Here is a 16,634-nt window from a genome sequence, read left to right as displayed (position 1 = left end):
CCGGGCAGCCGCCGCTCCTCGCCCAGCACCCGCTCCCCGGGCCGCCGCTCCCCGGGCCGCCGCTCCCCGGGCAGTCGCCCTCGCCGGGGCAGCAGCCCCCACCGGGACAGTCGCCCTCACCGGGGCAGTCGCCCTCACCGGGGCAGTCGGCGCCACCCGGGCAGCCGCTGCAACCGGGGCAGCAGCCCCCACTGGGGCAGTCGGCGCCACCCGGGCAGCTGCTGCAACCGGGGCAGTCTCCCCCACCCGGGCAGCCGCCGTCTCCCGGGCAGCCGCTGCAACTGGGGCAGTCGTCGGCCCTCGGGGGACCGCCAGGGCTCGGCGGGCCGCCGGGGCCCTACGGGCCTCCGCCAGGTCCTCAGGGCATGCCGTACGGTCCTCCGGGGCCGTACGGGCCGTATGCGCCGCCCCCTTACGCGGGGTATCGGCCGCCCTATGGGCCGCCCCCCGGGTATCTGCCCCCGGCCGGTTACTACGTCCGGCATCCGCCGCCGGTGCGGTTCTCGGAGGGAGTTCACCGCCTGCACTGGGCGACGGGGCCGCTGCGGGCCTTCGTCATTCTCATCGTGTACTTCGTCCTGGTGGGCTTTCCGCTGCTGATGACGCGGACCGAGGACGGCGTCACGCTGGACCTCAACCCGGACGTCGTCGCGCGGTTCGTCCTGGTCTCGGTGCCGGTCGGCGTGCTCGCGGCCGTCGCGGGGATCTGGGGATGGTCGGCGCTGCGCTTCCATGTCGACGGCGACGACCTCGTCGTCGAGACCGGGCTGCTGAGCAAGCGCAAGCGGCGCATTCCGCTCTCGCGGGTGCAGGCGATCGACATCGTCCGGCCCCTGGTCACCCGGGTCTTCGCGCTCGCCGAGGTGCGGGTGGAGCTCGCCGGGGGCGCGCAGAGCGAGATCGTGCTGCGGTATCTGGGACGCAACGCCGCGCATCAACTCCGCGCCGAGCTGCTCGCCCGCGCGGCCGGGCTGCCCGGGCACACGCCCGAAGCGCCCGAGCGTCCGCTCTGGCGGGTGAACTTCGGTGCGCTGCTGGGGTCGCTGCTGCTCAAGCTTCCCGTGCTCGGGGCGGCGCTGCTGTTCGTGAGCTCGCTGGTCGTGCTGGTGGCCTTCGCCGAGGGCAGCATGCTCGTGGTGGCGCTGCTGGTGTTCCTCGGCCTGATCCGCGCCGTGCTCGCGCCCATGATCATGTACGCGAACTTCACGGCCGCCATGTCGCCGGACGGGATGAGGCTGCGTTACGGCCTGCTCGAAACGCGGATGCAGACCGTCCCCCCGGGGCGGGTGCAGGCGGTCAGCATCGTCGAGCCGCTCATGTGGCGCGCCTTCGGGTGGGTGCGGCTGGACGTCACCGTCGCGGGATACGCGGGCGAGCGCCAGACCCTCTCGTCCGTGCTGCTGCCCGTGGCGCCGCGTCCCGTGGCCCTGCACCTGATCTCCCAGGTGTTCCCGGGTGCCAACGTGGACGCCGTCATGCTCCTCCCGGGTTCGGCCAAGGCGACGCTCGACCGGGGCAGCGGCGCCGGAACCGACGACATCATCTTCGTCGCCCGCCACGGCGTGTTCTGCCGCCGGACGGACGTCATCGCCCATGCCAGGGCGCAGAGCGTCCGGCTGACCGTGAACCTGTGGCAGCGCGTCCTGGGGCTGGCCACCGTCCACATCGACGCGCCTCCCGGGCCCGTGCAGGTGGCCGCCGCCGGACGCGACCTGGGGGAGGCCCGTGCCATCGTGGAGTCGAGCGTCAACCGGGGCCGCACCGCCCGCGCGACCACCAAGGACCCCGGCCGCTGGGCCGCCCGCTGATGGGTTACGACCCCTGGAAACCACGATTTGTGGCCGATCCGTATGCCGATTTCGCGGAGTTGCGCGAGGAGCGACCGGTCTTCTTCGACGAGCCGACCGGGCAATGGATCGTCAGCCGGTACGCGGATGTGAACGCCCTGTTGCGGGATCGGCGCCTTGGCCGGACGTATCTGCACGTCGCGACCCATGAGGAGTTCGGCCACGTCCCCGACGCGGAGTTTCTCAGGCCGTTCTGGGATTTGATCCGGGCGGGAATGCTCGACATGGAGCCGCCCGTTCACACGCGCCTGCGGAGATTGGTCTCCAAGGCGTTCACGGCGCGGATGGTCGAGGAACTGCGGCCCATGGTGCGCGGTCTGGCGGAGGAACTGGCCGCCGGACTGGTGGCCGGGGGCGGCGGTGATCTGCTGGCGGAGTTCGCCGAGCCGTTGCCCGTGAACGTGATCGCCGAAATGCTCGGCGTCCCGGCCGAGGACCGGCCTCTGCTGCGGCCCTGGTCGGCCGATATCTGCGGGATGTTCGAGCTCAATCCCGCACCGGACGCCCAGCGGGCGGCCGTGGCGGCGGCCGTGGAGTTCTCCGCGTATCTGCGAGAACTCGCGCGGGCCCGCGCGAGCGAACCCCGCGACGATCTGATCAGCGCGCTGGCGCAGGTCGTCGACGAGGGCGACCGGCTGACCGAGGACGAGCTGGTCGGGACGTGCGTGCTGCTGCTCAACGCGGGACACGAGGCGACGGTGAACATCACGGGAAACGGCTGGTGGTCGCTGTTCCGCAATCCGGGTGAGCTGGAGCGGCTGCGCGGCGACCATTCGCTGATACCGTCCGCCGTCGAAGAGCTGATGCGTTACGACACCTCGGCGCCGATGTTCGAGCGGTGGATTCTGGAGGACATCAGCGTCGCGGGCGTGGACATTCCTCGCGGGGACGAGGTGGCGCTGCTGTTCGCCTCCGCCAATCGCGACCCGGCCGTGTTCGCCGAGCCCGACCGGCTCGATCTGGGCCGCGATCCCAATCCGCACATCTCGTTCGGACTGGGAATTCACTATTGCCTCGGCGCGCCCCTCGCGCGCATAGAACTGGCCGAGTCATTCGGCGCCCTGCTCCGCGCCGCCCCGCGTTTGTCGCTGATCGAGGAGCCGGAATGGAAACCCGGTTTCGTCCTGAGAGGCCTGAAGGCGCTCCACGTGGCGGTGTGAGGACGCCTCACGCGGTGGTCCGTGGTCTCAGCGATTTGGGTGGAGGACGCCGGGGACGGGGATTCCGGCTGTCTGGATCAGCCAGCCGAAACTTCCCAGACCGGTCGGGTCGGTGAGTTCGGCGTCCTCCCCGGCGGCGCAGAGGGCCTGGACGTAGGCGCGCGGGTCTTTGTGGGCGAGTTCCACCGGGGGGCGGCTCCCCGACAGGCCCAGGCCGCGCAAGGCCTCGCGTTGGGAAGTCAGGAGGGTGGCGGTCGCCCCGGCCTGATCTCCGGCGGTGGCGCAGGCGTCGAGGGCGACGTGGGCGGTCACGTCGCAGGAGCCGTCCGGGATGGCGGGGACGGTCGCGCCGTCGCGGTACCCGGTGAGCGTGCCGTACGGGGGGCGGCTCCTGAGCGTGTGGGAGTAGTCGACGGCGACGGCCAGGCCCGCGTCCAGGCGCTCGATCACCGATGCCCAGGCCGCGCAGCGCGGACGGCCGATCTCGGCGCGGTCGCCCGGCTCGGCCAGGGGCCACCAGCGGTCGAGCCAGTCGCGGTCGTCGGGGACGGGCGGCGGACCGGGGCTCTCGGCGCCGTTGGCCGGGTCGACCAGGACCGTGCGGGGGCCGTCGGCGGTGAGCTCCACGACGTCCAGCGGGACGTTGTCGAGCCACTCGTTGGCCACCACCAGCCCGGTGATCCGGTCGGGCGGGGTGGTGCGCCAGTCGATCCGGGACGGCACCTCGGCGGGACGCGGGGCGATCTCGACCGCGACGGGGGTGATCCGCTCCGCGAGATCGGCCGGGACGGCGTCCAGGATGTTGATCAGCAGGCGCCCGGAGCCCGCGCCTATGTCGATCAGGTCGAGGCGGGACGGGTGGCCGAGCGCGGTGTCGACCGATGCCAGCAGGCGCGCCAGGGCGGCGGCGAATCGGGGGGAGGCGTGGACGGAGGTGCGGAAGTGCTCGGCGGGGCGTTCCCCGCGCCGGTAAAAGCCGTTCTGCCCATATAGAGCCCGCTCCATCGCGGTTCGCCACGTCACCAACGCCGCCACTCTGCGACCCTAACCCTCCCTGGGGCGTAGGCGTGTCCGCCCTGCGACTGATCCGGGCCTGACCTCCCCCTACGTACGCTGAACGCATGGTCGGCAAGCTCTGGGACTGGTGGCGCGGCAAGAAGATCCTTGTCGACGCCGCGTTCACGCTGCCGCTGGCGTTCCTGGCGGTCACCGATTTCCTGGGCACGAACGTGTCCGATTCGTTCTTCGGCTACCTGCTGCTGTCGCTCGCGCTGATCATCCCGCTGGCGCTGCGCCGGGTCGTGCCCCGCTCGGTCTTCGCGTGGATCGCGCTGGTCTCGTTCGTCCAGTGCCTCCAGGGTGTCGGCATCGTCGCGGCGAACATGGCGGTGCTGATCGCGCTCTACACGGTCGTGACGGGGCCGTCGTTCCGCTGGGGGCTGGCGGCGGCGGTCACGGCCGAGCTGGGGGCGGTGATGGCGGCCGTCCGGTACGCGGCGGGTAGCCCGAACGAGACGGAGAACACGCTCCTGGTCCTGTCGCTGGTGGTGGCCGGCGTGTGGATCCTCGGGCTGCACATGCGCACCCGGCGGGCCTACCTGCGGTCGCTGGAGGAGCGGGCGGAACGTCTGGAACGCGAGCGCGACGCCGAGGTCCAGATCGCCATGGCGGCCGAGCGGGCGCGCATCGCGCGCGAGCTGCACGACGTCGTGGCGCACAACGTCAGCGTGATGGTCGTCCAGGCGGACGGGGCGTCGTTCGCGATCGAGACCGACACCGGGCGGGCCCGGCAGGCGCTGGAGACGATCTCGACGACGGGACGGCAGGCGCTGGCGGAGATGCGGCGGCTGCTGGGCGTCCTGCGGGAGGGCGACGACGCGGGTCTCTACGCGCCGCAGCCGGGGACGAACCAGCTCACCGAGCTGGTGGACCAGATCCGCGGCTCGGGGCTGGCGCTGGACTTCGAGGTCGAGGGCGTCCCGGTGGAGCTGTCGGAGGGACGCCAGCTCGCGGTCTTCCGCATCGTCCAGGAGTCGCTGACCAATACGCTCAAGCACGGTGGGCCGCGGGCGTCCGCGCGGGTGCGGTTGCACTACGGCGACCGGATGGTCGAGGTCAGCGTGACCGACGACGGGCGGGGGGCCGCGGCGCCCGACGACGGCCGCGGCCATGGGCTGGTCGGAATGCGTGAACGCGCCGCCGTATACGGGGGCAGCGTGCGGACGGGCCCGGTACCGGGCGGTGGATACGAGGTCGTCGCACGCATTCCCGTGCGCGAGGAGGTGCGAGCATGAGCGAGAACGGCATGGTCAAGGTGGTGCTGGTCGACGACCAGGAGCTGGTGCGGGCGGGCTTCAAGATGGTCCTGGACGCCCAGCCCGACATCGAGGTGGTGGGCGAGGCGGGCGACGGCGAGCGGGCCCTCGCGCTGCTGCGCGGCACCCGGGCGGACGTGGTGCTGATGGACGTCCGCATGCCGAGGATGGACGGCATCGAGGCGACCCGCCACATCGCCCGCGAGGGCGGCCCCAAGGTGATCATCCTGACCACCTTCGACCTGGACGAGTACGCGTTCGCGGCGATCAAGGCGGGCGCGGGCGGCTTCCTGCTCAAGGACGCGGGCCCGGCCCAGCTGATCGAGGCGATCAAGTCGGTGCATTCGGGGGACGCGGTCGTGGCCCCGAGCACCACCAAGCGCCTGCTGGACCGCTTCGCCCTGCACCTGCCGGACGCCGAGCGGCAGGCGAGCGGCGCGCTGGAGTCGCTCACCGACCGCGAGGGCGAGGTGCTGGGCCTGGTCGCCCGCGGGCTGTCGAACGCCGAGATCGCGGGGAACCTCTTCGTGTCCGAGGCGACGGTCAAGACGCACATGGGACGCATCCTCATGAAGCTCGGACTCAGGGACCGCGTTCAGGCCGTCGTGTTCGCTTATGAGACAGGGCTGGTCAAGAGTGGTCAAAGTGGCCACCCGGAGTAACGGAAAGATTACTCTGTGGTGACTTTTTGTACCCGGCATTGCCCTGGAGTTTCCATTACCCGTGAGTAGCTGGGTAACTACCGTAAGTGAGGGCGTCCCGACGGACGCCAACGCACGAAGACAGCGGGCCAACGGCCCCACTTACGGGAGGATCCACGTGCTTAAGAAGCTCGCCGCCACCGGCATTCTCGGTTTCGCCGTCGCCGGCTCGGTTCTGGCCGCCGCGCCCGCCAACGCCGACATCAACACCACCAGCAGCGGCAACGGCTCGGTGCTCGGGGGCAACCAGGTCGTCGCGCCGATCTCGGTGCCGATCAACATCTGTGGCAACGCGATCGCCGTCCTCGGCGTCGCCGGCGCCGGCTGCAAGGGCGGAGCCGCGGTCATCCACGACTGACCGATCCTGACCCGCGCGTGCCCCCTGCACGCCGGCTCAGAACGGCGAGAGCGCCGGAGACCCACGCGGGTCTCCGGCGCTCTCGCCGTGTGTCGCCGGGACACATGCGGGTGTCCGGCGCTCTGGCCGTGTCGTCCGGACACCCACCGGGTCTTGGTGCTCTCGCGTGTCGTCCGGAGACTCGCGCGGGCGTCGGGCGCTCCGCCGTGTCGTCCGGAGACTCGCGCGGGCGTCGGGCGCTCCGCCGTGTCGTCCGGAGATCCAGGTGGGTGTCCGGCGGCTCTCGCGTGTCGTCCGGCGCTCTCGCTTGTGTCGTCCCTACTCGGGAGGACGGGAGCGTACGACTCAGGTCGTACAGGGGCGGCAGGGTTGGCCGGGATGTTGATCCGAAGCGTGGACGCACGGTCGATGGCAGGGACGCGGCGAATTCCTAGCGTTGGTCACGACATCGAGACCGTCGAAGGAGCCAGCCGTGACCAGCACGTTCACCAGCCAGCCCGGGGGCGACCCCGCGACCGCGGCCGCGCCGCCCGCCGTGGTCGCGACCGAGGTGTCCAAGGTGTACGGGGCGGGGGACGCGGCCGTGCACGCGCTTCGCGGCGTCAGCGTCGGGTTCGCCAAGGGCGCGTACACCGCGATCATGGGGCCGTCGGGTTCCGGCAAGTCGACCCTGATGCACTGCCTGGCCGGGCTCGACACCGTCACCGGCGGGCAGGTCAGGCTCGGCGACGCCGAGATCACCGGGATGAACGACAAGCAGCTGACGCTGCTGCGCCGCGAGCGGGTCGGGTTCGTCTTCCAGGCGTTCAACCTGCTGCCGACGCTGACCGCCGAGCAGAACATCCTGCTCCCGTTGCAACTGGCGGGACGCAAGGTCCACCAGGAGTGGTTCGACCAGGTCGTCGACGTCGTCGGCCTCCGAGACCGGCTCGGGCACCGTCCCAGCGAGCTGTCGGGCGGCCAGCAGCAGCGGGTCGCGTGCGCGCGGGCGCTGGTCTCCCAGCCCGAGGTGATCTTCGCGGACGAGCCGACGGGCAACCTCGACTCGCAGTCGGGGGCCGAGGTGCTGAGCTTCCTGCGCTCCTCGGTCCGCGAGATGGGGCAGACGATCGTGATGGTCACCCACGACCCGGTGGCGGCGTCCTACGCCGACCGCGTGGTGTTCCTGCGCGACGGCCGGGTCGTCACCGAGCTGTTCCGGCCGACGCCCGACACCGTCCTCGACCGGCTCAAGAACCTGGGGGGCTGACCGGTGCTGAGGACCACGCTCGAAGGGCTGCGCGCCCACAAGCTGCGGCTGCTGCTCACGGCCGTGGCGATCACGCTCGGGGTGGGGTTCATCTCCGGGACGTTCGTGCTGACCGACACGATGGACAAGGGCGTCACGCAGAAGTTCGCCAGCTCCGCCGACAAGGTCGACGTGGCCGTCCGGCCGAAGAAGACCTCCGTGGACGACCTGCCGCCCGACCTGCTCGGCAAGATCAGGAAGGTGCCGGGGGTCAGCGACGCCCAGCCGATGGTCGAGGGCGAGGCGGCGCTGGTCGGCAAGGACGGCAAGGCGATCGGCGACATGCCGACCGTCGGGCTGTCGGTCGCGGGCGGCCTCCTCCAGCGCTACGGCATGGACAAGGGCCGGGTCCCCAAGGGCCCGAACGAGGCCGTGGTCGACGCGCGCTCCTTCGAGAAGGAGAAGTTCACGGTCGGGCAGACGATCACCGTGCTCGACCGGCAGAACCGGCAGCACCGGTTCACGCTGGTCGGCGTCGCCGACTTCGGGATCAACCCCGAGGCCGCGTGGCGCGGCGCGGTCGGGTTCGACCCGGTCACCGCCGCGCGGATGACCGGTGCGAAGGGCTTCAAGGAGATCGACGTGCTGGGCTCGGACCGCGCCACGATCGCGGGCGCGGTCGGCGCTTCCTACCTGGTCTGGACGGGCGACGAGCTGGCCGACCGGCTGGCCACCGCCGCGGGCGCCGACACCAAGATCATCCGTACCGGGCTGCTGCTCTTCGGCCTGATCTCGATGCTGGTGTCCGCCCTGGTCATCTACAACACCTTCTCGATCCTGATCGCCCAGCGGACCCGCGAGATGGCGTTGCTGCGCTGCGTCGGCGCCACCCGCAAGCAGGTGTTCGGCGGCGTTCTGATCGAGTCGGCGGTCGTCGGGTTCGTGGGCTCGCTGCTCGGAGTGATCGCGGGGGTGGGGCTGGGCCACGGCTCGCTGGCGATCTTCAACGCCGCGGGGGCGAAGATCGCGAGCGCCGGTCTCGGGCTCGGCCCGCGGACGGTGCTGATCGGGCTGCTGGTCGGTGTCGTGGTCACGGTGCTGTCCGCGCTGCTGCCCGCCCGCGCCGCCACCAAGGTCGCGCCGGTCGCGGCGCTGCGCACCGAGCAGGAGCCCGGCGGCGGACGGTTCCGCCTCGGCTGGATCAGGACGTCCGCCGCCTCCCTCTTCGGCCTGGGCGGGGTCGCCCTCGGCATACTCGGCTCGCTGGGCATGGAGAAGGGCGAGACCGCCATGTACCTGGTGGCCTTCGCCGGGCTGCTGGTCTTCCTCGCGGTCATCGCGCTGATGCCGGCGCTGGTCCGTCCGCTGGGCGGGGTGGCGGGCGCGCTCCCGGCCAGGCTCGGCGGCGTCCCGGGACGCCTCGCGGTGGAGAACGCGCGCCGCACGCCGCGGCGCACCGCGACCACGACGATCGCGCTGACCATCGGGGTCGGCCTGATGAGCCTGTTCGCGGTGGTCGCGGCCAGCGGCAAGGCCAGCTCGGCGGCGCAGCTCGACAAGCAGTTCCCCGTCGACTTCCAGGTCCAGACGCAGTTCTCCGAGCAGGACGGGCACGACGCGCGGCCCGTCCCGCACGCGCTCGCCGGGACGCTGCGCGGGCTGCCGCAGGTCGCCTCCGTCACCGAGATGCGCACCGTGGAGACGGCCGTGGGCCGCGGCGACAAGGAGTCGGTCGGCACGCTCACCACGGCCTCGCTCGGGACGACGGTCAAGCCCGAGTTCTCCAAGGGCTCGCTGGCCGACCTGCGCGCCGGGACGGTCGCGGTCGACGAGGAGATCGCCACGTCGCAGGACCTGCGTCCGGGCTCGACAATCCCGATCAAGACGCCGCGCGGGGTCGTCCCGTTCAGGGTGGTCGGGGTCTTCGGCGGCGACGCGCCCGCGCCTCCCTACCTGATGACCGAGCCCGACTTCGACCGGCACTTCGGCGTCAAGGACGCCACGGCGATGTTCGTCAAGGCCAAGGAGGGCACGGCGGGCAAGGGCGCCCGGCAGGCCGTCAGCGACGCGACCAAGCCCTACCCGGCGGTCACGGTGACCTCGGCCGCCGAGATCAAGGAGGAGTTCACCAAGGCCATCGACATGATCCTGATGATCTTCGGCGGGATGCTGGGCCTGGCGATCATCATCGCGCTGTTCGGCATCGCCAACACGCTGACGCTGTCGGTGGTCGAGCGCACCCGGGAGTCGGCGCTGCTGCGGGCACTCGGCATCACCAAGCGCCAGCTGCGCCGGATGCTCTCGGTCGAGGCGCTGGTCATGGCCGTGATCGGCGCCGTGACCGGGGTGGTGTTCGGGGTGGTGTTCGGCTGGGCGGCGACCACCGCGATGTCCGAGAACGCGGTCTTCTCGCTGCCGTACCTGCAGATCGTCGGCTTCGTCGTCCTGGCCGGGGCGGCGGGGATGCTCGCCGCGGTGCTCCCGGCCCGGCGCGCCTCCAAGGCGTCCATCGTGGAGTCGCTCTCCTTCGACTGACCGCCCCCGAACGGCCCCACCCTCTGAGCACAGGGGGCGGGGCCGTTCCGCTGTCCCGGCCGTCCGCTGTCGGGACGGCCCCGGCGGTCTCGCGGGGCCTGGGAGCGGACGGCCCACCCTCTGTTGCGGGGGGAGGGGCCGTTTCGTTTGTTCGGACGGGGCTCCGCCCCACCGCTGACGGGAAACAGGGTGGGGCGGAGGCGTTGGGGGACGTCAGTCGTCGTAGAGGCCCGCCAAGCCGCCCGTCGTGCTGGCGTTGCCCGCGTTCCAGACGCCGTTCCCGTTGCACTCGGTGTTGCTCTGGCTGGCGAGGGATACGGCGCCGCACGTGACGCCATAGCCGCCCACGATCGTGACGTTGACGTTGTTGCCGTTGGCCTGGCCGGTGTTCTCGTTCCCCGCGTTCGCCGGGGAGGCCATCAGGGTGGCCCCGGCGATGGTCGCGGCGACCGCACCGGTCTTGAGGGCTGTCTTGATCATGGTGTGCTCCATCTCGTGCGGGGGCGATGGCGCCCTTGAGCGGGGCGCCCGTTCCTCACCTTGCGTGACGGCCGTCACCACAAAGGGTTACGCGGCCCAGGTGGCCGATGGCAAGGGCTCACCGTGGGTGACGGCCCAACTGTGACCGCCCGACCGAGATCCGGGTGACATGAAGTATCTGGATCGTCACTCTGGTGGGATGGCGCCCACGGGTGTGGCGCCCTCCACATCGCCGCTTCCGGACGCGCGGGTACGCTGGGTCGCGCACGTCCGGTACCTAGCTGAGGACTGGAACGAGAACCATGGAGCAAGACCACCCGCGCTCCGCCGCGCCCGAGCGGCGGCCCGCGCGACTTTCGGTCGGCGTGGTCGGCGCCGGCCGCGTCGGCACCGCGCTCGGCACCGCCCTGACCCGGGTCGGGCATCGCGTCGTCGCCGTGACGGCCGTCTCCGACCGCTCGCGCCTGCGCGTGGAGGAGCGGCTGCCCGAGGCCGTCGTCGGCACGCCGCAGGAGGTGGTGCGCGCCGCCGACCTGGTGCTGCTCACCGTCCCCGACGACGCGCTGCCCGAGCTGGCAGCCGGGCTCGCCGCGACGGACGTCCCCGTCGAGGGCAAGCTCATCGCCCACACCAGCGGACGGTACGGGGCGGGCGTCCTCGACCCGCTGACCCGCGCGGGCGGCCTGCCGCTGGCCCTGCACCCGGTGATGACGTTCACCGGACGTCCCGACGACGTGAACCGCCTCAACGGCATCGCGTTCGGGGTGACCTCGCCGGAGGCCCTGCGCCCGGTGGCCGAGGCCCTCGTGCTGGAGATGGGCGGCGAGCCCCAGTGGATCGCCGAGGAGCGCCGGGCGCTGTACCACGCGGCCCTCGCCGGCGCGTCCAACCACCTGGTCACGCTGGTCGTCGAGTCGATGGACCTGCTGACCGAGGCCGGGGTGCAGGAGCCGGGACGGATGCTGGGCCCGTTGCTGGGCGCCGCGCTCGACAACGCGCTGCGCCTCGGCGTCGACGGCCTGACCGGGCCCGTCGCGCGCGGCGACGCCGGGACGGTCGCCGGGCACGTCGGCGAGCTGGCCCGGGTCTCGCCCGAGGGCCTGCGCGCCTATGTCGCGCTGGCGCGGCTGACCGCCGACCGCGCGCTCGGCGCCGGAATGCTCAAGCCCGAGGACGCCGAGCGGCTCCTCGAAGTGCTGGCCGACTGACGTGGAGGAGGGCGGGACGCTGTGACACCGGTCATAGCCAAGACGCGGGCGGAGCTGGCGGCGGTGCGGGCGGACGTCCGGGGGACGCTCGCGCTCGTTCCGACGATGGGCGCGCTGCACGAGGGGCACCGGTCCCTCATCCGCAAGGCGCGGCAGATCGCGGACGTCGTCGCGGTGAGCATCTTCGTCAACCCGCTCCAGTTCGGGCCGGGCGAGGATCTCGACCGCTACCCGCGCACTTTCGCCGCCGACATCGAGGCGTGCGCGGCCGAGGGCGTCGACCTGGTGTTCGCGCCCACGCGCGAGGAGATGTATCCGGAGGAGCCGCAGGTCACGATCGCGTCCGGGCAGATGGGGACGATCGTCGAGGGGGCCACCCGCCCCGGCCATTTCGACGGAATGCTGACCGTCGTCCTGAAGTTGATGAATGTGGTGCGGCCCGATCTCGCGGTCTTCGGGGAGAAGGACGCCCAGCAGCTGGCCATGATCCGGCGGATGGTGGCCGATCTGAACGTCCCGGTGCGGGTGGTGGGAGGGCCGACCGTCCGGGAGCTGGACGGCCTGGCTCTGTCCAGCCGCAACCGTTACCTTTCGGCGGCGGAGCGGGAGACCGCGCTCGCCCTCTCGCAGGCCCTGCAGGCCGGCGCGGACGTCGCCCCCGGGGGGCCGAGGGCGGTGCTGGGCGCGGCCCGGGCCGTCCTGGAGAAGGCGGCCGTCCTGGAGCCGCCGCTCGACCTCGACTACCTGGTCCTGGTCGATCCGGGGACGTTCACCGAGGTGGACGACCGGCACCGCGGCCCGGCCGTGCTCGCGGTGGCGGGCCGCGTCGGCGGCACCCATCTGATCGACAACATCCCCATGCAGTTCGGCAGCCCCGAGGAGTCGTGATGTTCCGGACGATGTTCAAGTCGAAGATCCACCGCGCCACGGTGACCCAGGCGGACCTGCACTACGTGGGTTCCCTCACCCTCGACCAGGACCTCATGGACGCCGCCGACCTGCTGCCCGGCGAGCAGGTGCACGTGGTCGACATCGACAACGGCGCCCGGCTGGAGACCTACCTGATCGCGGGCGAGCGCGGCTCCGGCGTGATCGGCATCAACGGCGCCGCCGCCCGGCTGGTCTCCCCCGGCGATCTGGTGATCATCATCAGCTACGCCCAGATGAGCGACGCCGACGCGCGCTCGTTCGAGCCCGCCGTCGTCCATGTCGACCGGTCCAACAAGATCATCGCCCTGGGCGCCGACCCGGCCGAGCCCGTCCCCGGCTCCGACGGCGTCCGCGGCGACACGATCGCCAACCCTCTCGTGGCCCGCTAGGCCCGTTTTCGCTCTCCGGCGGCGGCGTGATCTTCGTGATCCGCCGCCGCCTCCTTGTGTGCTTTTCGTCACTTGGACGTCATTTAGGGGAAACGCGGGGGTGCTTTCGGGTCGGTCCAGGGTTAGTGTCACTGTGACGAGAACGACTTGGGAGGGTTGATGATCCCTCGGCTGCTCGCGGCCCCCGATTCCGGGTGGACCGCCGAAACCGACGTCATCGTGATCGGCTCCGGTATCGCCGGGCTGGTCACCGCGCTGGAGTGCCGTCGGCACGGCCGCGTGATGCTGGTGACCAAGGCACTGCTGGACGAGGGCTCGACCCGATGGGCGCAGGGCGGCATCGCGGCCGCGCTCGCCCCCGACGACAGCCCCGGCGACCACCTCGCCGACACCCTGACCGCCGGAGTCGGCCTCTGCGACGCCGACGCCGTGCGCGCGCTGGTGACCGAGGGGCCGGACGCCGTGCGGCGGCTCATCGCGCTCGGGACGTCCTTCGACCGGTCGGCCGACGGCGGCATCGCGCTCACCCGGGAGGGCGGCCACCACCGCCGCCGCATCGCCCACGCGGGCGGTGACGCCACCGGCGCCGAGATCAGCCGCGCCCTCCTCGCCGCGCTCAAGCAGGCGGGCGGCGGGGTGGACGTCATCGAGCACGCCCTGGTGCTCGACCTGCTGCGCGACGCGACGGGACGCGCCGCGGGGATCACCCTGCACGTCATGGGGGAGGGCCAGCCCGAAGGCGTGGGCTCCGTCCGGGCCAGGGCCGTGGTCCTGGCCACCGGCGGCCTCGGACAGGTGTTTTCGGCCACGACCAATCCCGCGGTCTCGACCGGGGACGGCGTGGCGCTCGCGCTGCGTGCCGGAGCGGCCGTGGCCGACCTGGAGTTCGTCCAGTTCCACCCGACCGTGCTGTGGCTGGGCGAGGGCGCGCGCGGCCGCCAACCGCTGATCTCCGAGGCCGTGCGCGGCGAGGGCGCCCACCTCGTCGACGCCGCGGGCGAGCGCTTCATGGTCGGCCGGCACGAGCTGGCCGAGCTCGCCCCGCGCGACATCGTCGCCAAGGGGATCATGAACCGGATGCGCGAGACCGGGACGTCCCACATGTTCCTGGACGGCCGCCACCTGGGCGCCGCGATGTGGGAGAAGCGCTTCCCGACGATCCTGGCCGCCTGCCGCCATCACGGGATCGACCCGGTCACCCGGCCGATCCCGGTGGTTCCGGCCGCCCATTACTCCAGCGGCGGCGTCCGGACCGACCTGTCGGGCCGCACCTCCGTCCCGGGCCTCTACGCCTGCGGCGAGGTCGCCTGCACGGGCGTCCACGGGGCCAACCGGCTGGCGTCCAACTCCCTGCTGGAGGGTCTGGTGTTCGCCGAACGGATCGCGTCCGCCATCCCCGCCGACCTGGCCTCCGTCCCCGGGGACCCCGCTACTCCGGACGTTCCCCGCGGCCTCCTGCACCCGTCCACCCGGGACGACGTCCAGCGCATCATGACCTCGTACGCGGGCGTTCTCCGCGACGCCGACGGTCTGGCCACCGCCGAACGCGAGCTCCACGCCATACGGGAGACGGGTGAGCCGGGGGTGGCCGCCTGGGAGGCCACGAATCTCCACACGGTCGCCACCGCGATAGTTGCGGCCGCGCGCAGGCGGGAAGAGACGCGAGGGAGTCACTGGCGCGAGGACTTCCCCGAGCTGGACGACACCGTCTGGCGCGGTCGCCTGGTCACGCGGCTGGACGAGGACGGTCTCGGGACCACCTACGAACCTCTGAGCGAAGGAGCGGCGTGAGCGAGCAGCGGGGCAAGGGCACGACTCCGGAACTGCGCGAGCGCCTGCGCGGCGCCGGGCTCGATCCACAGGCTGTGGAAAACCTGGTGCTGGCGGCGCTGGACGAGGACGGCCCGGTCGACGTCACCGGCGAGCCGATCTTCTCCTCGGCCGAGGTCGCGTCCGGGGAGTTCACCGCGCGCGAGGACGGTGTCGTCGCGGGGATCCCCGTGGCGGCCGTCGTCCTGGAGACCCTGGACCTCGACTATTCGATCATGGCGGAGGACGGCGAGCGCGTCACGTCCGGCCAGGTCCTGCTGACCGTGTCGGGGCCGACGCGGGCCGTCCTGCGCGCCGAGCGGATCGCCCTGAACCTGCTCACGCACCTGTCCGGAATCGCGACCGCGACCCGACGCTGGGCCGACGCCATGGCGGGCACCAAGGCCAAGGTCCGCGACAGCCGCAAGACCCTGCCCGGCCTGCGGGCCCTCCAGAAGTACGCCGTGCGGTGCGGCGGCGGGGTCAACCACCGGATGGGCCTGCACGACTCCGCGCTGATCAAGGACAACCACGTGGCCGCCGCCGGGTCGATCACCAAGGCGTACCAGGCGATCCGGTCGGTGTACCCGTCCCTGCACATCGAGGTCGAGTGCGACACCCTCGCCCAGGTCGAGGAGGCCCTCGCGGTGGGCGCCCGGGAGATCCTCCTGGACAACATGAGCGACGCCGAAATGGCCGAGGCCGTCAGGCTCACGGCCGGGCGCGCCGTTCTGGAGGCCAGCGGCGGGCTCACTTTGGACAGGGCCCGAGATGTCGCCGTAATCGGCGTGGACTACCTTGCAGTAGGTGCGCTGACACACTCGGCGCGCGTCTTCGACATCGGCCTTGACTTTTCCTGATCAGCGGGGACCTGATGCTGCTCACCATCGACGTCGGCAACACCCATACCGTCCTCGGTCTGTTCGAGGGCGAGGAGGTGATCGAGCACTGGAGGATCAACACCGATCCGCGTCGCACCGCCGACGAGATCGCCGTGGTCCTCCAGGGGCTGGTCCAGCAGAGCCCCCTGCTGGCCGACACCGATATCAGCGGAATCGCATTGTGCTCGACCGTCCCGTCCGTTCTGCATGAGATGCGCGAGATGTGTCGCCGCTACTACGGCGACGTGGCCGCGGTGATCGTCGAACCCGGCGTCAAGACGGGCGTCCCGGTCCGGATGGACAACCCCAAGGAGGTCGGCGCCGACCGCATCGTCAACGCGCTGGCGGCCGTCCACCTGCACGGCGGCCCGGCGATCGTGGTCGACTTCGGCACCGCCACCACCTTCGACGCCGTCTCGGCCAAGGGCGAGTACGTCGGCGGCGCGATCGCGCCCGGCATCGAGATCTCCATCGACGCCCTGTCGGTGCGCGGCGCCCAGCTCCACAAGATCGAGCTGGTCAGGCCCCGGAACGTGATCGCCAAGAACACCGTCGAGGCCCTGCAGTCCGGCATCATCTTCGGCTTCGCCGGGCAGGTCGACGGCATCGTCGAGCGGATGTCGGAGGAACTGGCCGAGAATCCCGAAGAGGTCACCGTCCTGGCCACCGGGGGGCTGGCGCCGCTCGTCCTGGAAGAGGCCCGCAGCATCGACGCCTTCGAGCCCTGGCTGACCCTCGTCGGGCTGCGGTTGATCTACGAGCGCAACACCCCGTGACAAACCGGTTCGCGAGG

At 71.8% G+C, this 16,634-nt stretch carries 15 protein-coding genes; 13 read left to right on the top strand and 2 right to left on the bottom strand.

What is annotated here, in order from left to right:
• Positions 1–365 precede the first annotated feature (365 nt).
• Entirely contained in the window at positions 366–1,808 is a 1,443-nt protein-coding gene (locus ACQPY4_RS38615) for a PH domain-containing protein (protein WP_433329776.1), read from the top strand.
• A 29-nt stretch (positions 1,809–1,837) separates the two neighbouring features.
• Positions 1,838–3,007, top strand: a complete 1,170-nt coding sequence (locus ACQPY4_RS38610; protein ID WP_433329774.1) for a cytochrome P450 — start codon at positions 1,838–1,840, stop codon at positions 3,005–3,007.
• 27 nt (positions 3,008–3,034) lie between these two features.
• Here ACQPY4_RS38610 and ACQPY4_RS38605 read toward each other — a convergent pair whose 3' ends face one another.
• Complete coding sequence (locus ACQPY4_RS38605; protein WP_433339206.1) at positions 3,035–4,030, bottom strand: SAM-dependent methyltransferase; 996 nt, start codon at positions 4,028–4,030, stop codon at positions 3,035–3,037.
• A gap of 98 nt (positions 4,031–4,128) precedes the next feature.
• Between ACQPY4_RS38605 and ACQPY4_RS38600 the strand changes: the two genes are divergently transcribed.
• From ACQPY4_RS38600 to ACQPY4_RS38580, 5 genes are all read left to right on the top strand, one after another.
• On the top strand, positions 4,129–5,301 hold the full coding sequence (locus tag ACQPY4_RS38600; protein ID WP_433329772.1) for a sensor histidine kinase: 1,173 nt from the start codon (positions 4,129–4,131) through the stop codon (positions 5,299–5,301).
• 11 nt (positions 5,302–5,312) lie between these two features.
• Positions 5,313–5,984 carry a response regulator transcription factor gene (locus tag ACQPY4_RS38595; RefSeq protein WP_433339204.1) on the top strand — a complete coding sequence of 224 codons (672 nt, stop codon included), beginning with the start codon at positions 5,313–5,315 and terminating at the stop codon, positions 5,982–5,984.
• 157 nt (positions 5,985–6,141) lie between these two features.
• Positions 6,142–6,381 carry a chaplin family protein gene (locus tag ACQPY4_RS38590; RefSeq protein WP_433329770.1) on the top strand — a complete coding sequence of 80 codons (240 nt, stop codon included), beginning with the start codon at positions 6,142–6,144 and terminating at the stop codon, positions 6,379–6,381.
• Positions 6,382–6,853: 472 nt separating this feature from the next.
• Positions 6,854–7,630 (top strand): ABC transporter ATP-binding protein, encoded by a 777-nt coding sequence (locus ACQPY4_RS38585; protein ID WP_433329768.1) that lies wholly within the window; start codon positions 6,854–6,856, stop codon positions 7,628–7,630.
• Positions 7,631–7,633: 3 nt separating this feature from the next.
• A complete protein-coding gene (locus ACQPY4_RS38580; RefSeq protein WP_433329766.1) occupies positions 7,634–10,144 on the top strand; it encodes an ABC transporter permease in 2,511 nt (836 codons plus the stop codon).
• A gap of 213 nt (positions 10,145–10,357) precedes the next feature.
• Here ACQPY4_RS38580 and ACQPY4_RS38575 read toward each other — a convergent pair whose 3' ends face one another.
• Positions 10,358–10,624: a hypothetical protein gene (locus ACQPY4_RS38575; protein ID WP_433329764.1), complete on the bottom strand. Its 267-nt coding sequence runs from the start codon at positions 10,622–10,624 to the stop codon at positions 10,358–10,360.
• Between the two features lie 302 nt (positions 10,625–10,926).
• On the opposite strand from ACQPY4_RS38575, the gene ACQPY4_RS38570 reads away from it, so the two are divergent.
• The 6 genes from ACQPY4_RS38570 to ACQPY4_RS38545 all read left to right on the top strand — a co-directional run bounded on the left by ACQPY4_RS38570 (position 10,927) and on the right by ACQPY4_RS38545 (position 16,617).
• Positions 10,927–11,832 carry a Rossmann-like and DUF2520 domain-containing protein gene (locus tag ACQPY4_RS38570; RefSeq protein WP_433329762.1) on the top strand — a complete coding sequence of 302 codons (906 nt, stop codon included), beginning with the start codon at positions 10,927–10,929 and terminating at the stop codon, positions 11,830–11,832.
• Between the two features lie 21 nt (positions 11,833–11,853).
• Positions 11,854–12,720: a pantoate--beta-alanine ligase gene (gene panC / locus ACQPY4_RS38565; protein WP_433329760.1), complete on the top strand. Its 867-nt coding sequence runs from the start codon at positions 11,854–11,856 to the stop codon at positions 12,718–12,720.
• Positions 12,720–13,151 carry an aspartate 1-decarboxylase gene (panD, locus tag ACQPY4_RS38560; protein ID WP_433329758.1) on the top strand — a complete coding sequence of 144 codons (432 nt, stop codon included), beginning with the start codon at positions 12,720–12,722 and terminating at the stop codon, positions 13,149–13,151. Before panC ends, panD begins: the two co-directional genes overlap by 1 nt.
• A 159-nt stretch (positions 13,152–13,310) precedes the next feature.
• Positions 13,311–14,942 (top strand): L-aspartate oxidase, encoded by a 1,632-nt coding sequence (locus tag ACQPY4_RS38555; protein ID WP_433329756.1) that lies wholly within the window; start codon positions 13,311–13,313, stop codon positions 14,940–14,942.
• Positions 14,939–15,820 carry a carboxylating nicotinate-nucleotide diphosphorylase gene (gene nadC, locus ACQPY4_RS38550; RefSeq protein ID WP_433329754.1) on the top strand — a complete coding sequence of 294 codons (882 nt, stop codon included), beginning with the start codon at positions 14,939–14,941 and terminating at the stop codon, positions 15,818–15,820. The genes ACQPY4_RS38555 and nadC overlap by 4 nt, the downstream gene beginning before the upstream one ends.
• A gap of 14 nt (positions 15,821–15,834) precedes the next feature.
• On the top strand, positions 15,835–16,617 hold the full coding sequence (locus ACQPY4_RS38545) for a type III pantothenate kinase (protein WP_433329752.1): 783 nt from the start codon (positions 15,835–15,837) through the stop codon (positions 16,615–16,617).
• Positions 16,618–16,634 lie beyond the last annotated feature (17 nt).

It is taken from the genome of Spirillospora sp. CA-294931, from assembly GCF_050946795.1.
Lineage (GTDB): Bacteria > Actinomycetota > Actinomycetes > Streptosporangiales > Streptosporangiaceae > Spirillospora.
Note: the sequence above shows the minus strand (reverse complement) of the source record. Positions and strands in the feature narration are given on the sequence as shown.

Excerpts from the sequence above, each read along its gene's own strand:
- panD (WP_433329758.1), top strand. The coding sequence starts at position 12,720 with ATGTTCCGGACGATGTTCAAGTCGAAGATCCACCGCGCCACGGTGACC.
- ACQPY4_RS38570 (WP_433329762.1), top strand. The coding sequence starts at position 10,927 with ATGGAGCAAGACCACCCGCGCTCCGCCGCGCCCGAGCGGCGGCCCGCG.
- ACQPY4_RS38595 (WP_433339204.1), top strand. The coding sequence starts at position 5,313 with ATGGTCAAGGTGGTGCTGGTCGACGACCAGGAGCTGGTGCGGGCGGGC.
- ACQPY4_RS38545 (WP_433329752.1), top strand. The coding sequence starts at position 15,835 with ATGCTGCTCACCATCGACGTCGGCAACACCCATACCGTCCTCGGTCTG.
- ACQPY4_RS38555 (WP_433329756.1), top strand. The coding sequence starts at position 13,311 with ATGATCCCTCGGCTGCTCGCGGCCCCCGATTCCGGGTGGACCGCCGAA.
- ACQPY4_RS38575 (WP_433329764.1), bottom strand. The coding sequence starts at position 10,624 with ATGATCAAGACAGCCCTCAAGACCGGTGCGGTCGCCGCGACCATCGCC.
- ACQPY4_RS38600 (WP_433329772.1), top strand. The coding sequence starts at position 4,129 with ATGGTCGGCAAGCTCTGGGACTGGTGGCGCGGCAAGAAGATCCTTGTC.
- ACQPY4_RS38615 (WP_433329776.1), top strand. The coding sequence starts at position 366 with ATGCCGTACGGTCCTCCGGGGCCGTACGGGCCGTATGCGCCGCCCCCT.